Origin of the sequence: Rhodococcus sp. NPDC057297 (assembly GCF_042667435.1) — a bacterium.
Classification (GTDB): domain Bacteria; phylum Actinomycetota; class Actinomycetes; order Mycobacteriales; family Mycobacteriaceae; genus Rhodococcoides.
The window spans coordinates 112538-131854 of record NZ_JBHUZE010000006.1 but is presented as its reverse complement, the minus strand read 5'-3'; the positions used below and the strand labels follow the sequence as shown (position 1 = coordinate 131854).

Here is a 19317-nt window from a genome sequence, read left to right as displayed (position 1 = left end):
GTCACCAGAACGAGCACTGGTGAGCGTCGTGGTAGTTGCCCACCGCGGCGTCCGGGTTGCCGAATTCCAGCACCGGACCGCTGGCGTCCGTTGTCTTCGGCCAGGCGTCGCCCGGGTTGCCGGATCGCGCGAATTCGGACCACGCATCGATCATCTTCGAGGCCAGTTCCTTCTGGCCCGGACCGGTGAGAAGGTCGCTGCCGTTCAGGTCGAACGTATACGGGAGATCGGTCGCATGTGCAGCGCCCTGCGCCAATCCTGTGGCCGATACACCGCTCACATCCGGGGCTGTCTCGTCGGCGAACTCGTAGGACCACACGTCGGCGTTCGTAGAAAGCAACGCGGACGTGTTCAGCATCGGGCACGACCAGGCCGCATCGGTGACCAGGGTGGACCATGCCAGTGCCGCACTGTCGAATCCGCTTCTCGGGTAACGCTGTTCCACCTCGCCCGCACGCGTGCCGAATGCCTGCTGGACGAGCGACCCGTAGGTCTCGTCGGTGACGGACGTCGGATCTGCCAGCAACGCACCCCCGACGAACGATCGGTGCTCGTCCGCGTTACCACCCATGATCACTGGGATCGGCAGCGTGCGTCCGTTTCGAACTGCGTCTGCAGGATCTGTCGGTAGCAGGTCCGTACCGTAGGCAAGACCGTTGCCGAACGACGACGACTGCTCGACCACCTTCTCGACGGGCAACTCCCGCAGGCAACGCAGCTGATCGTCGGTGCAGCTAAGAGTATCTGCGATTGCACTGCCCGTTGCTTCGCTTTCTGCGAGCGGAGCGTACGGCGTCAACTCGGGCAGCCCCGGGTAGAGAGTTCCGGCGGGCCAATCGATCAGGCACGACCCCGATTGAATGATCGCTTTGTCGACGAGCCCCTCCGCAGCAGGTGATCCCAGCGCTGCACAGGCAGACATTCCTCCGGCCGACTCCCCCATCACGGTTACGTTGTCGGGATCGCCACCGAACGCCTCGGCGTTGTCGTTCGCCCACTTCAGCGCAAGGAGCTGATCGGCGAGCCCGAAGTTGCCGGAGCCCTCCAGGCCGGGAAGACCGAGATAGCCGAGCATTCCGAGCCGATAGTTGACCGTCACTACGATCACGTTGCCCTGTTCGGCGAAACGCGTGGCGTCGTAGTCCGAGCCCGCGCCGCTGGTGAAACCGCCCCCGTGCCACCACACGACGACAGGGAGCCGGCCGTCACCCGCGCCCGAAGGAACCGTCACGTTCAGAAACAGGCAGTCCTCGTCGGTCTGCACATCCGGGCCGGCCCCCTGCGGACACCGCGCACCGAACGACGTGGCGTCGACGACGTCATCGGTGTCCGGCGCTGCCACCGGCAATGCCCACCGAAGATCACCTATAGGTGGCTGCGCATATCGAACTCCGAGATACTGTCGCGTGCCACCGACCTCGCTACCGCGCAGCAGGCCCGTCGCGGTGTCCACGAACAACGGGTCCTGTAGTTCTGGCCGGTCGTCCGTTGTAGTAGTGCATCCGCCTACGAGCAGCACACACACCAGTGCCGCCAAGAACTTCTTCATCGATCGCCTCGTCCGTGATCATCGACCGCCGTACGTTCCGTTCTCCGAAAGGATAGGCGAAGCGGGTGAAGCGCTGTCTAGACGTTGAACCTGAATTCGACGACGTCGCCGTCGACCATGATGTAGTCCTTGCCCTCCATACGGACTTTGCCTGCGGCCTTGGCCGAGGCCATGGAGCCGGCTTCGATGAGGTCGTCGTAGCTGACGATTTCGGCTTTGATGAAGCCGCGCTCGAAGTCGGTGTGGATGACGCCTGCAGCCTGGGGCGCGGTGTCACCCTGGTGGATCGTCCACGCGCGGGCTTCTTTCGGTCCTGCCGTGAGGTAGGTCTGCAAGCCGAGGGTGTGGAAGCCGGCGCGGGCCAGGGCGTCGAGGCCCGGTTCTGTCTGGCCGACGCTCTCGAGCAGTTCGGCGGCCGATTCGGCGTCGAGTTCGAGGAGCTCGGATTCGATCTTGGCGTCGAGGAACACCGCGTCCGCGGGCGCGACGGATCGTGCGAGCTCGCCGACGCGTGCGTCGTCGGTGAGGATCGATTCGTCGGCGTTGAAGACGTAGAGGAACGGCTTCGTGGTGAGCAGCTGGAACTCCTTGAGGAGCTCGAAGTCGAGCTTGTCCTTCGCGGAGAACAGTGTCTTGCCGTCGTTCAGGACTGCCTGCGCTGCGATGGCGGCGTCGAGTGCAGGCTTGCGGTCCTTCTTGATCCGCGCTTCCTTCTCCACGCGCGGGATGGCCTTTTCGAGCGTCTGGAGGTCGGCGATCGCGAGCTCGGTCTCGATGACCTCGATGTCGGCAGCGGGATCGACACGGCCGTCGACGTGCACGACGTCGTCGTCGGCGAAGACGCGCACGACCTGGCAGATAGCGTCGGCTTCACGGATGTTGGCGAGGAACTTGTTGCCCAGGCCAGCGCCTTCGGACGCGCCCTTGACGATGCCGGCGATGTCGACGAACGACACGAGCGCCGGAACCTCCTTCTCGGAACCGAAGACCTCGGCGAGCTTGCCCAGCCGCGGATCCGGCAACGGCACGACACCGACGTTGGGCTCGATGGTCGCGAACGGGTAGTTCGCGGCCAGCACATCGTTCTTGGTCAATGCGTTGAAGAGGGTGGACTTGCCGACGTTGGGCAGTCCGACGATTCCGAGGGTGAGGCTCACGGTCTATGGAGTCTACTTTGGTGCACGGACCAGCTCGGACAGCGCCCGTCCCGCGGCCAGGCTCGATGCACCGAGCGGCGCCAGCACCACGTGGTCGGCACCGGCCTGCCAGTGTTCGTCCACTCGTCGGGCGATGTCGTCGGCACTCCCCCACGCCACCACCGAATCGACGAGGCTGTCGCTGAGTTGGTCGACGTCCTCGCTCGTGAAGCCCATCCGCAGGAAATTCTGTCGGTAGCCAGGCACCGACGCGAGGAAAGACATCGGTTCGCGGGCAATCTCTCGCGCCCTGGTCGGATCTTCTTCCAGAACGACGAACTGGTCGACGGTCAACACCGCGTCACCGAGGGCAGTTCGGGCCTTGGCTGTGTAGTCCGGCGTGACGAGCAACGTGACGGCCCCTGCAGCTCTGGTGCGCGCCAGTTCGAGCTTCTTGGGCCCCAGGGCAGCGAGAAGAACCCTGCTCGACGGCACCGCCAGGTCGTCGAGGTAAGCGTTCATGCCGGCGAGAGGCTTCGCAGTCTGAGGACCACCGAGGCCGAGGACGAATCTGCCCGACGGTTCCAGCTCGTCGTAGAGTTCTCCGGTTCGGGCCGCGCTGTACACGTCGACCGGGACGATGGCTGGCACCACCGTTGCAGTGGCCGTCGCGCGCACGAGGTCGGAGAGCCTGCTCAACCGATCGATCTGGCCACCTGCGAGCCACAGCGAGGAGTAGCCGAGCGATTCCAGTTCGCAGGCGTCGTCGAGATACGAGTGGCCGACGTCGATGGAGATTCCGAGTGGTCCGAGTCCCAGGGTGTCCATGCACTCGACGGTAGAACCTCGAGCATTGTTCAGGTCAACCCTTGGGAGACGTCGCCCAACTCGCGAGAATCGGGAGAACCCGTGCCGTCGGGGATTCCGGCTCGACGGTGTAGACGATCAGATTCTGGTCGGGACTGCCCGGGGTGTTCAAGAATTCGATTCCGAACTGCAGAGTTCCGGCGGCCGGATGTTGGATGATCTTGATCGTTCGGCTGAATTCCTGAACTTCGTGGTCGTCCCACCAGCGAGAGAAGTCGGGCTCCGACGAACGCAATTCTTCGATCAGCCGAGCCAGAGTCGAATCCCATGGACGCCGGGCGGCATCACGTCGAAGTCCGGCCACCGATGCCGCGGCGAACTGCGACCAATTGACTATTCGCTCACGCGCGACTGGATTCCGGAACAGATAGTGGAACATCGAACCGTCGCTGGGCGCGAGACTCAGGACTGCACGCACCAGCGCATTACCGGCCAGGATCTCACCGGACCGACCGAGCAAGATCACCGGCACGTGGTCGAGGGCGGCCATGACCTGCTGCAGGCCTGGGTCCGGAACCTGAGGCTCGGGACCGGACGATTCTGCGGGTGCAGCGAGGTCATGGAGGTGTCGCGTCTCGACCTCGTCGAGCTGTAGCGCTGTCGCCAGCGCGCGAAGCACTTCGGTCGACACAGTGGCCTGGCGGCCCTGTTCGAGCTTCGAGTAGTAGTCCGGGCTGACGCCTGCCAGCTGAGCCAACTCCTCCCGCCGCAGACCTGGGACGCGTCGCCGACCCGGATACACCGTCAGCCCGACGGACGCAGGCGTCAACCGATCACGACGGTCGCGCAGGAATGCGCTCAGTGCCGCGCGGTCTCGGTTCATGCACCTCAGGCTAACTGCGGATGCCCACCCGAACCTGGTCATGGCAGGCCTAGGTTGTCCAGCGCCTGGTTCGCATGCGCACACCTGCCTTAGACAGTGGACATGACAAACACAACACCGCAACGTTTGAACGGACGCACCGCCGTCGTCACCGGATCGACCAGCGGGATCGGCGAGGCGATCGCAACGACACTCGCTGCGCACGGCGCCACCGTCGTGGTCAGCGGACGCGACTCGACGCGCGGAGACGCCGTCGTCGATCGCATCGTCGCTGCCGGCGGGAAGGCGTCGTTCATCGCTGTCGACCTCGGCGGGAGCTACGCCGGCATCCGAAGCTTCGCCACGGAAGCCGAGCGCACCCTCGGCCGAGTCGATGTTCTCGTCAACAATGCAGGCCTCTATCCAGCCACGCTCACCGAAGATCTGGCCGACACAGACCTCGACGCCATGCTCGCAGTCAACATCCGAGCACCGCACGTGTTGGTGGGTGCCCTCGCACCCGCGATGGCCGAACGCGGTGACGGAATAATCGTCAACATCGGATCCTGGATGGCGCAGGTCGGCAGCCCGTTCGCCGCGATGTACACCGCCACGAAAGCCGCAGACGAGCAGTTGACCCGAAGCTGGGCAGCAGAATTCGGTCCACGCGGCGTGCGCGTCAACACGGTTGCACCCGGCGCAACCCTCACTCCAGGAAACGAGAATTCGCGCCAGGTTCTCGACGCCATGACCTCGAACACCCCGGCCGGCAGCGTGATTTCTCCTCGGGACATCGCGAACGGTGTGCTGTTCCTTGCGTCCGACGAGTCCGCGATGGTGCACGGGATCACCCTGTACGTCGACGGTGGAATCACCGCGACGCGATTGTGAACTCCGACGCCTACACCGCGCTCCAGTCGGAATGGACCAGCATTGCGAGAAGAAGGATGTAGAAGAGTACGCCCCTTATGACCTACTCACGCCTTTGTCTTCAGCGTCGATGCTGCCTGCGCCAGAACCGTCACTGCGTCCCAATCCTCGGCAGCGAGAACGGGCGCCGGGGTGATCCACGACCCTCCGACGCATCCGACGTTCGGCAGCGACAGGTACGTCGACGCATTGGCCGTGGAGATCCCGCCCGTCGGGCAGAAGCGGGCCGCTGGAACGGGTGAGTGGATCGACTTCAGGAAGTTCGCGCCGCCCGACGCCTCGGCCGGGAAGAACTTCAGGTCGGTGTAACCCGATTCGAGAAGCGTGAGCACTTCGGACACGGTGGCGGCACCGGGTAGGTGGGGCAGACCGGTGTCGCGCATCGCCTGCGTCAACCCTGGCGTGCTGCCGGGTGAGACGAGGAACTGCGCGCCGGCGTCGGCGGCCTGCTTCGCCTGGCCGGGCGTGACGATCGTGCCCGCTCCGAGAAGGATCTCGGGCACCTCGGCGGCGATGCGTTCGATCGCGTCGAGCGCCACCGGGGTGCGGAGGGTGAGTTCGATGACGGGCAGGCCGCCGGCGACGAGGGCGCGGGCGATCGGCACGGCGTGGTCGAGATTCTCGACGACGACAACGGGGATGACGGGTACGCGGTCCAGCAGGGATTCGGTCATGTGTAGTCCTTCTTCTGTGCGTCGGGTCTTCTGAACGGCGGAGCTGTCAGCGCATCACGAACATGGCGCCTTCGTCGGCGGGGCCGACGAGTGCGCGCATGCCGGAGAACAGGTCCCGGCCGGTGGAGACCCACTCGTCCTGCGCCGGTGCTCGGCCGGTGGCGACTCTGGCCTCGAAGTCGGCGAGTGGCACGTCGATGTCGAGCGTTCCGGCGACGGAGTCGAGGGTGATCATGTCACCGTCCTCGATCTTCGCGATCGCGCCACCGCTTGCTGCTTCGGGCGTGAGATGAATTGCTGCAGGAACTTTCCCGGACGCACCGGACATGCGTCCGTCCGTGATGAGCGCAACGCGGTAGCCGCGATCCTGCAGGATTCCCAATGCCGGCGTCAGCTTGTGTAGTTCAGGCATTCCGTTGGCTTGCGGCCCCTGGTAGCGCAGCACTGCGACGAAGTCGCCTTCCAGGTCTCCGGCGTCGAATGCTGCGAGGAAGTCGGCCTGGTCGTCGAACACCTTCGCGGGCGCGGTGACCACGCGGTGCTCGGTCGCCAGCGCGGAGGTCTTGATGACGCTCTTTCCGATCGGGCCGGTCAGCATCTTCAGGCCGCCGTCGCCACTGAACGGTTCGTCGGCGCCGCGAAGCACACTGTCGTCATGGCTCATTCGCGTACCGTCGTGCCACATCACACCCTCGCCGTCGAGTTTGGGTTCCTGCGTGTAACGCCGAAGACCGAATCCCGCAATGGTTTTCACGTCGTCGTGCATCAGACCGGCATCGAGGAGCGAACCGATCACGAAACCGAGGCCGCCTGCGGCGTGGAAGTGGTTCACGTCCGCCTTGCCGTTGGGGTAGATCCGTGCCATCAGCGGCACGACAGCCGATAGATCCGACAGGTCCTGCCAGGTGAGCGTGATACCGGCGGCACGGGCGATCGCGACGAGGTGCATGGTGTGGTTGGTCGAGCCGCCGGTGGCCAGGAGTGCAACACAGCCGTTGACGATCGCCTTCTCGTCGACGATTTCACCGACCGGTGTGTAGTTCTCGCCGAGATCGGTCAGACCGGTGACGACATGGGCGGCTTCGCGAGTCAGGGCGTCGCGCAACGGGGTTCCGGGGTTGACGAAGGACGAGCCGGGTAGGTGCAGACCCATGACCTCCATCAGCAACTGGTTGGAATTCGCAGTTCCGAAGAACGTGCACGTGCCACTGCCGTGGTACGACGCCGCCTCCGCGTCCAACAACGCTTCTCGTCCCACCTTGCCTTCGGCGTAGAGCTGGCGAGCTTTCGCCTTCTCGCCGTTGGGAAGTCCGGAGGTCATCGGGCCCGCGGGGACGAATACCGCGGGCAGGTGGCCGAAGCTCAGGGCGCCCATGAGCATTCCTGGCACGATCTTGTCGCACACCCCCAGCATGAGGGTGGCGTCGAACATGTCGTGCGACAGTGCAATTGCGGTGGACATCGCGATGATGTCACGACTGAAGAGCGAGAGTTGCATCCCGTCGCGGCCCTGAGTGATGCCGTCGCACATGGCGGGCACTCCCCCGGCGAACTGCGCGATTCCGCCCGCTTCGATGACGGCGGACTTGAGTGCAGCCGGGTAGGTCTCGAACGGCTTGTGCGCCGAGAGCATGTCGTTGTACGCGGACACGATGGCGATGTTCGGCTTCACCATGCCGCGCAGGGCTTGCTTGTCGGCTTTTCCCGACGCGGCGAAACCGTGGGCGATGTTGGCGCAGGCAAGCCGCCCGCGAGCGGGGCCTCGACTTCCTGCTGCGGCGATGCGATCGAGGTAGGTGGCCCGGGCGGACTGGCTGCGGGCTGCGATCCGGTCGGTGACCTGACGCAGGACCGGGTGGATGGTGTCCATGAGGTGTCTCCCTGTTCGGTCTTTCACGATTCAGACTAGAGGCACTTACGCGTCACGACAACCCAACTTACGTTTTTCAAAGTCATAAGTCTGCGATCTTGCGTTGTTGCCGCAAAGGTTGCGGATTGGTTGAATGGCGTATATGCGAATGTCACGTGCAAGTGCTCCACCTGCGACAGCAGGTGAGATGTTCGCGCTGATCCGTGACGGGGATGCCGACACCCGAGCGGAACTCGGAAAGACGACCGGCCTGTCGCGATCGGCCGTAGCCGCACGCGTCACTGCGCTCACCACACTCGGATTGATCGTCGAAACCGAGGACACTCTCTCGACCGGGGGCAGGCCACCTGCCCGGTTGTCGTTCGACGTCGACGCGGGAATCGTTCTCGCTGCAGCCATCGGCCGAAGTCGTTCGCAACTGGGCGTGTTCACCCTCGGCGGCGAGTTCCTCCTCGGCGACACCGTCGACCAGGAGATCGGCATCGGGCCGGACGAGTTGATGCCGCAGATCACCAAGCGACTGGAAGCGCTTGTCGACGACGCTGCACGCAGCGATCACCGCATTCTCGGGGTCGGACTGTCCATCCCCGGCACCGCGGACACCGCCCGTGGGTGCAGTCTCGACTCGCCGATCATGCACGGCTGGGACGGAGTCCCCCTCGCACCCTTCTTCGCCGACACGACCACTGCGCCGGTCTTCCTCGACAACGACGCCAACGCGATGGTCCTGGCCGAACGCCGCGACAACCGGCATCGATTCACGAATGCGCTGCTGGTCAAGGCGTCGACGGGTCTCGGCGCGGGGATCGTCGCCGGCGGCGAACTACAGCGCGGATCGCTCGGCGCAGCAGGAGAATTCGGCCACACCAAAACCTCCGCCGCGGCCGGAGTCGCATGTCGATGCGGAGACAGCGGCTGCCTGGAAGCCATCGCAGGCGGCTGGGCACTGGTACGCGCATTGCAGGAACAGGGCAGAAGCGTCGGCCACATTCGAGGCGTCGTCGACCTGGCGGTGAGCGGCGACCCCGAGGCGCGTCGGCTCATTCGCGACAGCGGCCGCCACATAGGCGAGACACTGGCAGGCGCCGTGAACCTACTCAACCCCGAGGTCCTCATCGTCGGCGGAGACATGGCCAAGGCATACGACATCTTCGTCGCCGGGTTACGTGAGACCGTCTACGGAAATGCGACGGCACTGGCCACCAAGGCGTTGACCATTCAAGCGACGACACACGGCGACTACTCCGGCGTCATAGGTAGCGCGGCAATGGTATTGGACCAGGTACTGAGCGCGCGGGCAGTCGACGACGCACTGGGCGGCTGACGTCCGCCCACGGCGCCCCTCCCGTTCGGCGCAGGATCGGAACCATTGACCGCAGCTACACCGGAATGTGGCCGGGCTGTCACCAGGAGCGTCTAGGGTGATCGCTGTCACATTCGCGAATGCTGAAAGCGGTCCCCATGGCTTTGAAAGCGGCAGACGATCCGAACATCGAGTTGTTGAAGACCGATGCGGATCTGCCCCCGGTCGGAGTAGTCGACAAGTCTCCGATGACTCCCGCCAAACGCGTCCTGTTCGTCCTCATCGGATTGCTCGGTGGTGTGGCCTGGACGGTCGTCGCGATCGTCCGAGGCGAGAACCCCAATGCGGTCTGGTTCGTGATCGCCGCGGTCTGCACCTACATCATCGCGTTCCGGTTCTACGCACGGTTGATCGAACGCAAGATCGTCTTCCCTCGCGACGACCGAGCCACGCCTGCCGAGATCCTCGAGAACGGCAAGGATTACATGCCGACGGATCGGCGGGTGCTCTTCGGTCACCACTTCGCCGCGATCGCCGGTGCGGGCCCCCTCGTCGGCCCTGTTCTGGCCGCTCAGATGGGCTACCTCCCGGGCACGATGTGGATCATCATCGGCGTCGTGTTCGCCGGTGCGGTGCAGGATTTCCTCGTCCTGTGGATCTCGACGCGACGCCGGGGCCGCAGCCTCGGCCAGATGGCCCGCGACGAGCTGGGAGTGGTCGGCGGCACCGCGGCACTCATCGGCGTCTTCGTCATCATGATCATCATCATCGCCGTACTCGCGCTGGTGGTCGTCAATGCTCTCGCGGAGAGCCCGTGGGGCGTCTTCTCCATCGCACTGACCATCCCCATCGCGTTGTTCATGGGTGTGTACCTGCGCTACCTGCGCCCGGGCAAGGTGTCCGAGGTGTCGCTGATCGGCGTCGTGCTGCTGCTGTTCGCCATCGTCGCAGGCGGCTGGGTCGCCGAAACCGAATGGGGCACCGATTGGTTCACCCTCTCGAAGGTCACCGTCGCCTGGTGCCTGATCGGATACGGCCTCGCCGCCTCGATCCTGCCGGTGTGGCTGCTGCTCGCTCCGCGTGACTACCTGTCGACGTTCATGAAGGTCGGCACCATTGCACTGCTGGCCGTCGGCATCCTCATCGCACGGCCCGAGATCCAGATGCCCGCGATGACGTCGTTCGCCACCGAGGGCAACGGTCCCGCGTTCTCCGGTTCGCTGTTCCCGTTCCTGTTCATCACCATCGCCTGCGGCGCCCTGTCCGGGTTCCACGCCCTCATCTGCTCCGGCACCACTCCGAAGCTGCTGGAGAAGGAAAAGCAGATGCGGATGATCGGCTACGGCGGCATGCTCACCGAATCCTTCGTCGCGATCATGGCGCTCGTCACCGCATGTGTTCTCGATCAGCACATCTACTTCGCGCTCAACGCTCCGGCGACGCTCACCGGCGGCACCCCGGAAACCGCGGCGGACTACGTCAACGGGCTCGGCTTGAGCGGCGGGGACATCACCGCAGCGGAACTGAGCCAGGCGGCATCCGACGTCGGCGAGGAATCGATCATTTCCCGCACCGGTGGTGCACCGACGCTCGCATTCGGTATGTCCGAGGTGCTGCATCAGGTCTTCGGCGGCGAAAGCCTCAAGTCGTTCTGGTACCACTTCGCGATCATGTTCGAGGCACTGTTCATTCTCACGACGGTCGACGCAGGCACGCGCGTTGCACGCTTCATGCTCTCCGACAGCATCGGCAACCTCCCCGGCTCGTCGGCCAAGAAGTTCAAGGACCCGTCGTGGCGACCCGGCGCATGGGTGTGCTCGTTCATCGTCGTCGCAGCGTGGGGCGCAATCCTTCTCATGGGCGTCACCGACCCGCTCGGCGGCATCAACACGCTGTTCCCGCTCTTCGGCATCGCAAATCAGTTGCTCGCCGCGATCGCCTTGACGGTGGTCCTGACCATCGTGATGAAGCGCGGCCTGTTCAAGTGGGCCTGGATTCCCGGTGTCCCCCTGGCCTGGGACCTCATCGTGACGATGACCGCGTCGTACCAGAAGATCTTCTCGTCGGTACCCGCCATCGGATACTGGGCGCAGCACTCCCAGTTCGTCGACGCCAAGAACCAAGGCCTCACCGAATTCGGCAGCGCCAAGTCCGCCGAAGCAATCGACGCCGTCATCAGGAATACGTTCATCCAGGGAACGTTGTCGATCATCTTCGCCGTGCTGGTCATCATCGTCGCCGCGGCCGGCATTCTGGTCTGCATCAAAGCCGTTCGAGCAGGCGGACTCCCGGACAACGAAGAACCCGAGGTTCCGTCGAAGATCTTCGGACCCGCAGGGTTCGTCCCGACCGCGGCAGAGAAGGAAATCCAGGGCGAATGGGACAAGCTCATCGCCGACGGCACCGTCCGCGCACCGGGTGCGGCGCACGCAGGGCATCACTGACATGCGCGGACTTCTGTGGTGGATCACCTCGGTGATGGGCGACAAGGACTACGAGCGCTACGTCGCCCACATGCAGCGGGTCCACCCCGGCGAACCGGTTCCGTCCGAACGTCAGTTCTGGCGGGACCGCTACGCCGACGCCGACACGAACCCCGGTGCCCGCTGCTGCTGAGTTGATCGGGCGTCGTACATGGGTGTCCGATTCCCGCTAGCGACTTCAGGGGGCGCGGTGACACAGTGGAGTCCATGGACTTGGACTTCGACCGGTGTTACCGCGCCGTCTCGGCACGAGACACCCGTTTCGACGGGCAGTTCTTCACGGCCGTGCGCACGACGGGCATCTACTGTCGCCCGTCGTGCCCGGCGACCACCCCCAAGGCACAGAACGTCACGTTCGTTCCGACCGCTGCCGCCGCGCAGCACGAGGGATACCGTGCGTGTCGACGCTGTCAGCCCGATGCCACCCCCGGCTCACCGCGATGGAACATCCACTCGGATCTGACGTCGCGCGCCATGCGTTTGATCTCCGACGGCGCCGTGGAGCGCGGTGGCGTCGACGCACTCGCCGATACCCTCGGGTACTCGAGCAGGCAGTTGACGCGGGTGCTGACCGCCGAGATCGGCGCGGGTCCTCTCGCGCTGGCCAGGGCCCACCGCGCGCACACTGCTCGCACCCTGATCCAGACGACCGACATGACCATGAGCGACATCGCGTTCGCATCGGGGTTCTCGAGCATCAGGCAGTTCAACGACACCGTTCGGGAAGTATTCGCTGTCAACCCCACGACGTTGCGCGACGAAGCAACTCGCCGAAAGACCCTCTCGTCCAACGGAACCGTGTCGGTGAGACTCCCCTATCGGCAGCCGCTGGACACCGGGTGGCTCGAGTGGTTCCTCGAAGGCCACGCGGTACCCGGCATCGAATCGTTCGACGACGGCCTCTACCGGCGGTCGCTTCGGCTCCCCCACGGTCACGCCGTCGTCGGGATGCGCTTCGTCGACGGGTACGTCGAGGCAACACTGAGCCTGATGGACATGCGAGACCTCGCTCCCGCCGTCGCCCGGATCCGTCACCTGCTCGATCTGGACGCCGACCCCGAAGCCGTCGACTCCGCACTGTCCGAGGACCAGGCACTGGCGTCGAACATCGCCGCACACCGCGGGATGCGAGCGCCCGGCAGCATCGACGGTGAGGAACTGCTGCTGCGCACCATGATCGGGCAGCAGATCTCCCTACGCGCCGCCGCCACCCACACTGCGCGGCTGGTCGACGCACTCGGGGACCACATCGAGGATCCACTCGGCGGCACCGTCACGCGGTTGTTTCCCAGCGCGGCCGTCATCGCCGAACGCGGACACGAGGTCCTCACCGGCCCGCGCGCACGGGTCAGCTCGATCATCGGCGTCGCCGACGCGGTGGCGTCGGGCAAGATCGTCCTTCATCCGGCCAGGCCGGCCGAGGAGCTGGAACGAGACTTGCTCGCGCTCAAGGGGATCGGCCCGTGGACGGCGCGGTACGTCGTCATGCGCACTCTCGCCGATCCCGACGTATTGCTCGACACCGATCTCGTCGTCCGACAGGGCGCCGAGGCACTCGGACTTTCGCTGAAGGACTCGGACCGCTGGGCGCCGTGGCGGTCCTACGTCTCCATGCACCTGTGGAACATCGCCCTGACAAGGAGAGCAGCATGACTGCATCGTTCGCCACCACCGACACCCCGATCGGCCCGTTCACGACCGTCGTCGACGACGCGGGGTCCGTCCTCGCAGCGGGATGGACGGACTCGGTCGACAATCTGGTCCCGTTGATCCACACAAGTCTCCGGCCGACGGATCTTCGGCAGGCCTCGACGCTCGGCAGCGTGACCGCAGCCGTCGACGCCTATCACCGCGGCGACGTGGGAGCCATCGACGACGTACCGGTATCGCAACAGTCGGGTGAATTCCTGGTCCACGCCTGGAAGGTTCTACGGACAGTGCCTGCCGGGTCGCCGGTGACGTACTCGCAATTCGCAGAAATGGCCGGGCGCCCAGCGGCCATTCGGGGGGCTGCGTCCGCCTGCGCGCGCAATGCGGCCGCACTGTTCGTGCCGTGCCATCGCGTGTTCCGAATCGGCGGCGCACTCGGCGGATTCAGATGGGGTCTGCCGGCGAAGGAATGGCTCCTCACACACGAGGCGGGAGTGGAGCCTGCGGAATGACCAGGGAAGCGGGAGTGGAGCCTGCGGAATGAGCAGTGAAAGCGGGAGTGGAGTCATGAAACGTTAAGGTCACTCGAGTGGATCGAACGATGCACCGAGCGGCGGGGCGACGGAAGGAACGTGCAGCGTGGCGGACAAGACAGCGCCCGAAGTGAAACCGGGGCGCGATCGCGGCGACCTCATCGGTGTCGGCGGAATCTGGTTGGCGAAATGGTCGCTGATCCTGGTGTCCGTCGCAGCGGGTGCCTGGGTTCTCGGCTGGCTCATCTCTGCGTTGTGGGTGGTGATCTTGCCGGCTCTGCTTGCGATCATCGTCGCGACGGTCCTGTGGCCACCGACCAAGTGGATGATGCGTGTCGGGCTGCCTCCGGCGCTGTCTGCGACGGCCGCACTCGTCGTGTTCTTCCTCGTCATCGGCGGCATCATCACCTTGATCGTGCCGTCGGTGGTGGACTCGGCACCCGAACTCGCGGACAAGGCGACCGACGGCGTCGCGCAGGTTCAGGATTGGCTCAAGGGCCCGCCGGTCAACCTGCAGGACGAACAGATCGACAACGCCGTGTCGGCGATCACCTCGCGACTCCAGGACAGTGGCACCGCGATCGCCTCGGGCGTGTTCACCGGCGTCTCTGCTGCAGGTTCGATTCTCGTCACGCTCGCGTTGGTGCTCGTGCTGTCGTTCTTCTTCGTCAAGGACGGCGTCCGGTTCATTCCATGGCTGCACGGAATCGCCGGCGGCCGCGCTGGTCGCCACCTCGCCGAGGTTCTAGCGCGGATGTGGGCGACGCTCGGCGGCTTCATCCGCACTCAGGCCATCGTGAGTCTGATCGACGCCTTCTTCATCGGCCTCGGCCTGGTCATTCTCGGCGTGCCGCTGGCCCTGGTGCTGGCGACGTTGACGTTCCTGGGTGGCTTCATCCCGATCGTCGGTGCGTTCGTCGCAGGTGCGTTGGCCGTGTTGGTCGCGCTCGTCGCGAACGGGCCCACGACGGCACTCATCGTGCTCGTCATCATCATCGCGGTGCAGCAGCTGGAAGGTAACGTGCTGCAACCGATTCTGCAGAGCCGCAGCATGAACCTGCATCCCGCGATCGTCCTGCTGGCGGTCACCGGCGGTGGTTCCGTCTTCGGCATCATCGGCGCGTTCCTGGCGGTCCCCGCAGCAGCCGTGGCAGCGGTGCTGATCCGCTACGTGTCGGAACAGATAGACAGGCACTCCAACGAGTCCGACCGCGTGGAGCTCGAGGAGCAGGCTCCGGACACCGAGGATCTCGTCACCGACGAGGACGGTGTCAACAAGGATTCCAAGGAGAAGAAACAGAAGGATCAGGACGCCGCGAAGAGCTGAAGCCTCGATCCCTCTCGCTCACGTATGACGTGCAGGCGCGTCGGGATGCGTTGACGCATCTCGTCGACATGGCTGACGATGCCCACCACCCGGCCGCCTGCGCGTAGTTCGTCCAGAACTCCCATCACCGATTCCAGAGTGTCGGCGTCCAGCGTGCCGAAGCCCTCGTCGATGAACATGGTGTCCAGGACGACACCGCCGCTCTCGGCAGCGACGACGTCGGCAAGGCCGAGTGCCAATGCCAGCGAGGCCAGGAACGATTCACCCCCGGACAGGGTCTTCGCCGAGCGCACGGCACCTGTGTAGTCGTCGCGGATGTCGAGACCGAGCCCACCGCGTCGACCCCGCGATTCTGCCTCGTCGGAGTGGACGAAATCGTATCGGCCCGAGGACATTCGACGCAGTCTCGCCGACGCCGATTCTGCGACCTCCTCCAACCGCGACGCCAACACGTACGACCGGAGGGACATCTTTCGCGAGTTCTGACCGCGGCCCGCCACCACGTCGGCGAGTGCCGCAAGTTCGTCGTGCTTGGTCTGCATGGGCGCAGCACGGTCGATGGCCGCCCACAAGCCGGCCGTCAACTCCTCCAACTGTTCGGCCCGACGCTTGCACTCGGCGTGCTCGGCAACGGCGGCATGCAAGCGCACTTGCGCGTCCTCGACGGCGGCTCTCGCTGCAGCGGTGTCGACGGGGTCGAGGTCCGCGACAGCCGCGATCGCGGGTTCGGCGAGTACCTGCTCCGCGTGGGCGCGAATGTCGTTGGCTTGCGCAAGCTGCTTTTGGATGGACTGCGCCCGGGCCGGAGAGACCACGGCGGCCGCAGCCTCGCGTGCAGTCGAGAAGCCCGACTCCGCGATCAGCGCATCCAGCCTTCGGGTCACGTCCCGCATGTCGAGGAGCGCGCGCGAAGCCTCCTCTCGCCGCTCGACGACCACGGACGACAGTGAGATGAGAGTCTCCAGCCGCTTCACCTCGGCGTCGATTCCCTCCGTCCCGTCGACGGCTGCGGCGATCGTGGCTCTCATCTGCGCCACGTCGTCGGCCATCTGCGCGGCCCGTGCACTCAATCCTGCTGCCGCGGACTGCTCGTCGGCGATCGCCGCGGCGAGTCTCTGATCCTCGCCGCGCAGGTGCGTCAGCCGTGCGTCCAGACTCTCTCGTTGCTCCGCAGCCGTCCGTGCGGATCGGAGCGCTGCGGAGACCTTGTCCAGCGCAGCGACCAACTCTGCGCTGTCCCGGTCTCCCGATTGCTGAACCAGCACGTCTCGGGTCCGCAGCAGCGCGGTGACCTCCGCCGCCTTCTTCTCGGCGATGACTCCGGCCCGGCGCTCGCTGGCTGCGGCGTCCGCCTCGTCGTCCTTGGTGACGGTCGACTCCTCGGCGCGGGTAGGCGCGGGATGAGACAGCGACCCGCACACTCCGCACGGCGCTCCGTCGACGAGGCTCGACGCCAACTCGGCGGCCATTCCTGACAGCCGTTGCTCACGCAGGTCGAGGGTGTGAGCACGCGCATCGTTGAAGGACGCCACTGCTACGTGATGTGCTTTCTCCGCAGCGACGAGCCGCTTCCGAGTCTTCGCGAGTTCGATCGCTGCTTCCACGGCGCTCGTGATACGCGACCATTCTGCTTCGAGCGCAGGCACTTCGGCAGCCGCGCGCACGGCCGCGCGCAACGACGACTCGGCCTGAGCGATCTGCTCGGGCAGGACGTTGCGATCGGCGCGGTGAGCGCTCGACTTCTTCTCGACGGCTGCGTGCTCGGCCAGAAGAGACCGAGCCGATCTGTCCGCTGCGTCGGCTTTACGTGTCAGCACACGAAGTTCTTCGAACGCCGCGACCTCCGTCGTCCACTGCCGTACTGCTGCCGCGACGACGGCCCGGGCCTCAGGCGAGTCCGAGGCGTCGGGCGGGTCCGAGGCGTCGGGCGATCGATCCACCGCCAGGGCGTCGAGCACGACGGACGATCCTTCGGTGCGCTCGAACAGCGTTCGGACGGAGTCGAATTCCCGCGTCGCGGTCTCGCTTGCCGAGGTGATACGCGCGCAGTCCGCGGCAAGATCTGCGATGGGGCCTGCGGCTGCGGATTGATCCAGTTCCTTGGCGAGTGCGTCCCTCGCGGGCGCGGCGGCGTGGAATTCCGCCAGCTGTTGCCGGGCCAGCTCTCGGCGTGTTTGCAGTTGCCGGGTCGCGTCCAGTGCCGCGAGTTCCTTGGTTGCCGACTCGGACACCTCGCGCGCGAGAGCCAACGTGCGCGTAGCGTCCACCGATGCGTGCCGCGCCGATTCGAGAACATCGCCCGCCCACTCCACCGGCGGCCGGTCCAGCTCCTCCGCCACGCCCGACGCCGTGGAAATCTGCCCCAGTAGTTTGTCCGTTGCAATCCGGCTCGATTCGAGGGCAGCTGCGCTGGTGCGTCGCTGCTCGGCGAACCATTCCTCGATGTCGCCGAACCGTGCCGTGTCGAACAATCGCTCGAGCAAGTTGCCGCGCTCGTCGCTGTCCGCCCGGAGGAACCGTGCGAACTCACCCTGGGGAAGCAACACCACCTGGAAGAACTGATCCGCGCTCATGCCAAGAGCCGCGCCGACGGCGTCGCCGATCTCGTCCAACCGCGTCAGGTTCTGACTCTTGCCGTCCAGCCACGTCATCGATGCCTTGGCGTTCTGCTTCGTGGTGCCCGTTCCACGCTTCTTCGGGCGGTGGAACTCCGGGCTTCGAACGATGCGAATTCGCCTGCCGCCCAATGTCGCTTCCAATGTGACCGTGGGGACGGCGCCGATCTCCGCGTGATCGGACAGCAGACGCTTGCCTTCTTTCCTGGCACCGGGCACCGTCCCGTACAGGGCGAACGCAACGGCGTCGAGCACAGTGGTCTTGCCGGCGCCGGTACGACCGTGCAGCAGAAAGAGCCCGTCGGCTCCGAGAGCGTCGAAATCCACTTTCTCCGTGCCGGCGAACGGCCCGAATGCAGTGATCTCCAGAGAATGCAGCCTCACGCGGACTTCCCGAACAGCTCGTACTGGCCGGTCGCCTCGTCGGCTGTGACCTCGTCTCGCTGAACGCTGGCAAGGGCGCGTTCGAGCAAGCGGATCTCCGAAGCACTGGGCGCGCTGCGCATGTCCGTCACGAACGAGGCCATGATCTCGCTGTCGGTCCGACCGCGCACACGGTCACGGTAGCGAACAGTGGAATCGTCTGCGGGACGCTTCCATTCGAGGTGAACTGCATGGGGGAACCTCGTCTGCAAGGAACGCATCGCGTCGACCGGCCGCACGGCGTCGGTCAGTACGGCAGAGACGTAATGGTCCTCGGCCTCGGTGAAGCGATCTTCGGTGAGCAGTTCCTCGACGGTCCCCTGGACCTGGCTCAGTCCGCGGACGGTCGGAAGCTCCACGCGTTCGACATCGGCGAGACCCTGACCGTCGAGATCGAGAATCCAGACTGCCTTGCGGTGGCTGCGCTCGCCGAACGAATACGGCAGCGGCGACCCGGAGTAGCGCACCCGGTCCGTCAGGGTCTGCGGAGAATGCAGGTGCCCCAGCGCCACGTAGTCCACACCGTCGAACGCCGACGCCGGTGCCGTCTCCACCCCGCCGACGGAGATCGACCGCTCCGAACCGGTTGCTTCCCCGCCGACGACGAACGCGTGCGCCAGTACGACCGACCGCACTGCGTCCCCGGCGCTGCGCCTCTGCGCCAGGTCCGCCGTCACTCGACTCATCGCGGCCTCGAGCACCTCGGCGTGGCTACGTGCGCCTGGAATGTCGAGCTCGCCGCGGGTAGTCTCCGGCTCGAGATACGGGATGCCGTAGAACGCGACACGGCCGAACCTATCGTCGAGCAGCACCGGTGTGCCCACCTCGGATACGCGGGTCATCAGATGCAACCCGCCGGCCGCGGCAAACGCGGACCCAGCGCCCAGGCGTGCAGGCGAGTCGTGGTTGCCCGACGTCGCGACGATGACCGCTCCTGCGGCACGAATGGCCTCGAGCCCGCGGTTGCACACGAGAACAGCGTCGGCGCTGGGTACCGCCCTGTCGTAGATGTCACCGGGTACGACGACGACGTCCACACCGCGCTCGGCAACCAGATCTGCAATGGCGCTCAACGCGGCAGCCTGGTCGGCAAGCAGATCGGTGCCGTGAAACGTGCGGCCGATGTGCCAGTCCGACGTGTGCAGGATCCTCATG

General features: G+C 65.5%; 15 protein-coding genes. 7 read left to right on the top strand and 8 right to left on the bottom strand.

The genetic code is table 11. From position 1 onward, the window contains the following. Position 1: 1 nt before the first annotated feature. The 4 genes from ACFULT_RS18495 to ACFULT_RS18480 form a co-directional block, all read right to left on the bottom strand. Positions 2 to 1549: a carboxylesterase/lipase family protein gene (locus tag ACFULT_RS18495; protein ID WP_378482099.1), complete on the bottom strand. Its 1548-nt coding sequence runs from the start codon at positions 1547 to 1549 to the stop codon at positions 2 to 4. A gap of 77 nt (positions 1550 to 1626) precedes the next feature. Beyond that, entirely contained in the window at positions 1627 to 2706 is a 1080-nt protein-coding gene (ychF, locus tag ACFULT_RS18490; RefSeq protein ID WP_019665448.1) for a redox-regulated ATPase YchF, read from the bottom strand. A gap of 12 nt (positions 2707 to 2718) precedes the next feature. Continuing rightward, entirely contained in the window at positions 2719 to 3513 is a 795-nt protein-coding gene (locus tag ACFULT_RS18485; protein WP_037105841.1) for a TIGR03620 family F420-dependent LLM class oxidoreductase, read from the bottom strand. A 34-nt stretch (positions 3514 to 3547) separates the two neighbouring features. After that, a complete protein-coding gene (locus tag ACFULT_RS18480) occupies positions 3548 to 4375 on the bottom strand; it encodes a helix-turn-helix transcriptional regulator (protein WP_037105839.1) in 828 nt (275 codons plus the stop codon). A gap of 102 nt (positions 4376 to 4477) precedes the next feature. Here ACFULT_RS18480 and ACFULT_RS18475 point away from each other — a divergent pair, with 102 nt between their 5' ends. After that, positions 4478 to 5245 (top strand): SDR family NAD(P)-dependent oxidoreductase, encoded by a 768-nt coding sequence (locus tag ACFULT_RS18475; RefSeq protein ID WP_037106335.1) that lies wholly within the window; start codon positions 4478 to 4480, stop codon positions 5243 to 5245. An 86-nt stretch (positions 5246 to 5331) separates the two neighbouring features. Here the strand turns inward: ACFULT_RS18475 and eda are convergent, their stop codons facing one another. Both eda and edd read right to left on the bottom strand, forming a co-directional pair. Then, positions 5332 to 5958, bottom strand: a complete 627-nt coding sequence (gene eda / locus ACFULT_RS18470) for a bifunctional 4-hydroxy-2-oxoglutarate aldolase/2-dehydro-3-deoxy-phosphogluconate aldolase (protein ID WP_094720876.1) — start codon at positions 5956 to 5958, stop codon at positions 5332 to 5334. Between the two features lie 46 nt (positions 5959 to 6004). Next, complete coding sequence (gene edd, locus ACFULT_RS18465; RefSeq protein ID WP_378482098.1) at positions 6005 to 7828, bottom strand: phosphogluconate dehydratase; 1824 nt, start codon at positions 7826 to 7828, stop codon at positions 6005 to 6007. 148 nt (positions 7829 to 7976) lie between these two features. Here edd and ACFULT_RS18460 point away from each other — a divergent pair, with 148 nt between their 5' ends. The 6 genes from ACFULT_RS18460 to ACFULT_RS18435 all read left to right on the top strand — a co-directional run bounded on the left by ACFULT_RS18460 (position 7977) and on the right by ACFULT_RS18435 (position 15124). After that, positions 7977 to 9152 carry an ROK family transcriptional regulator gene (locus tag ACFULT_RS18460; RefSeq protein WP_037105830.1) on the top strand — a complete coding sequence of 392 codons (1176 nt, stop codon included), beginning with the start codon at positions 7977 to 7979 and terminating at the stop codon, positions 9150 to 9152. Between the two features lie 137 nt (positions 9153 to 9289). Continuing rightward, positions 9290 to 11575 carry a carbon starvation CstA family protein gene (locus tag ACFULT_RS18455; protein ID WP_026347850.1) on the top strand — a complete coding sequence of 762 codons (2286 nt, stop codon included), beginning with the start codon at positions 9290 to 9292 and terminating at the stop codon, positions 11573 to 11575. Between the two features lies 1 nt (position 11576). Continuing rightward, on the top strand, positions 11577 to 11747 hold the full coding sequence (locus ACFULT_RS18450) for a YbdD/YjiX family protein (protein WP_371828032.1): 171 nt from the start codon (positions 11577 to 11579) through the stop codon (positions 11745 to 11747). Between the two features lie 74 nt (positions 11748 to 11821). Then, on the top strand, positions 11822 to 13267 hold the full coding sequence (locus ACFULT_RS18445) for a DNA-3-methyladenine glycosylase 2 family protein (protein ID WP_037106333.1): 1446 nt from the start codon (positions 11822 to 11824) through the stop codon (positions 13265 to 13267). Further along, complete coding sequence (locus tag ACFULT_RS18440; RefSeq protein ID WP_037105826.1) at positions 13264 to 13776, top strand: methylated-DNA--[protein]-cysteine S-methyltransferase; 513 nt, start codon at positions 13264 to 13266, stop codon at positions 13774 to 13776. Before ACFULT_RS18445 ends, ACFULT_RS18440 begins: the two co-directional genes overlap by 4 nt. Positions 13777 to 13903: 127 nt before the next feature. After that, positions 13904 to 15124, top strand: coding sequence for an AI-2E family transporter (locus ACFULT_RS18435; protein WP_037105822.1), 1221 nt, complete (start codon positions 13904 to 13906; stop codon positions 15122 to 15124). Here ACFULT_RS18435 and ACFULT_RS18430 read toward each other — a convergent pair. Together ACFULT_RS18430 and ACFULT_RS18425 are read right to left on the bottom strand one after the other, a co-directional pair. Further along, positions 15103 to 18123 (bottom strand): AAA family ATPase, encoded by a 3021-nt coding sequence (locus tag ACFULT_RS18430; protein WP_378482097.1) that lies wholly within the window; start codon positions 18121 to 18123, stop codon positions 15103 to 15105. The genes ACFULT_RS18435 and ACFULT_RS18430 overlap by 22 nt on opposite strands. Then, the gene (locus ACFULT_RS18425; RefSeq protein WP_378482096.1) at positions 18120 to 19316 is read right to left on the bottom strand and encodes an exonuclease SbcCD subunit D; all 1197 of its coding nucleotides are present in this window, start codon (positions 19314 to 19316) and stop codon (positions 18120 to 18122) included. Before ACFULT_RS18425 ends, ACFULT_RS18430 begins: the two co-directional genes overlap by 4 nt. Position 19317: the final 1 nt, after the last annotated feature.

Excerpts from the sequence above, each read along its gene's own strand:
- eda (WP_094720876.1), bottom strand. The coding sequence starts at position 5,958 with ATGACCGAATCCCTGCTGGACCGCGTACCCGTCATCCCCGTTGTCGTC.
- ACFULT_RS18460 (WP_037105830.1), top strand. The coding sequence starts at position 7,977 with ATGTCACGTGCAAGTGCTCCACCTGCGACAGCAGGTGAGATGTTCGCG.
- ACFULT_RS18475 (WP_037106335.1), top strand. The coding sequence starts at position 4,478 with ATGACAAACACAACACCGCAACGTTTGAACGGACGCACCGCCGTCGTC.
- edd (WP_378482098.1), bottom strand. The coding sequence starts at position 7,828 with ATGGACACCATCCACCCGGTCCTGCGTCAGGTCACCGACCGGATCGCA.
- ACFULT_RS18480 (WP_037105839.1), bottom strand. The coding sequence starts at position 4,375 with ATGAACCGAGACCGCGCGGCACTGAGCGCATTCCTGCGCGACCGTCGT.
- ACFULT_RS18495 (WP_378482099.1), bottom strand. The coding sequence starts at position 1,549 with ATGAAGAAGTTCTTGGCGGCACTGGTGTGTGTGCTGCTCGTAGGCGGA.
- ACFULT_RS18485 (WP_037105841.1), bottom strand. The coding sequence starts at position 3,513 with ATGGACACCCTGGGACTCGGACCACTCGGAATCTCCATCGACGTCGGC.
- ACFULT_RS18445 (WP_037106333.1), top strand. The coding sequence starts at position 11,822 with ATGGACTTGGACTTCGACCGGTGTTACCGCGCCGTCTCGGCACGAGAC.
- ACFULT_RS18425 (WP_378482096.1), bottom strand. The coding sequence starts at position 19,316 with ATGAGGATCCTGCACACGTCGGACTGGCACATCGGCCGCACGTTTCAC.
- ACFULT_RS18455 (WP_026347850.1), top strand. The coding sequence starts at position 9,290 with ATGGCTTTGAAAGCGGCAGACGATCCGAACATCGAGTTGTTGAAGACC.
- ACFULT_RS18450 (WP_371828032.1), top strand. The coding sequence starts at position 11,577 with ATGCGCGGACTTCTGTGGTGGATCACCTCGGTGATGGGCGACAAGGAC.
- ACFULT_RS18440 (WP_037105826.1), top strand. The coding sequence starts at position 13,264 with ATGACTGCATCGTTCGCCACCACCGACACCCCGATCGGCCCGTTCACG.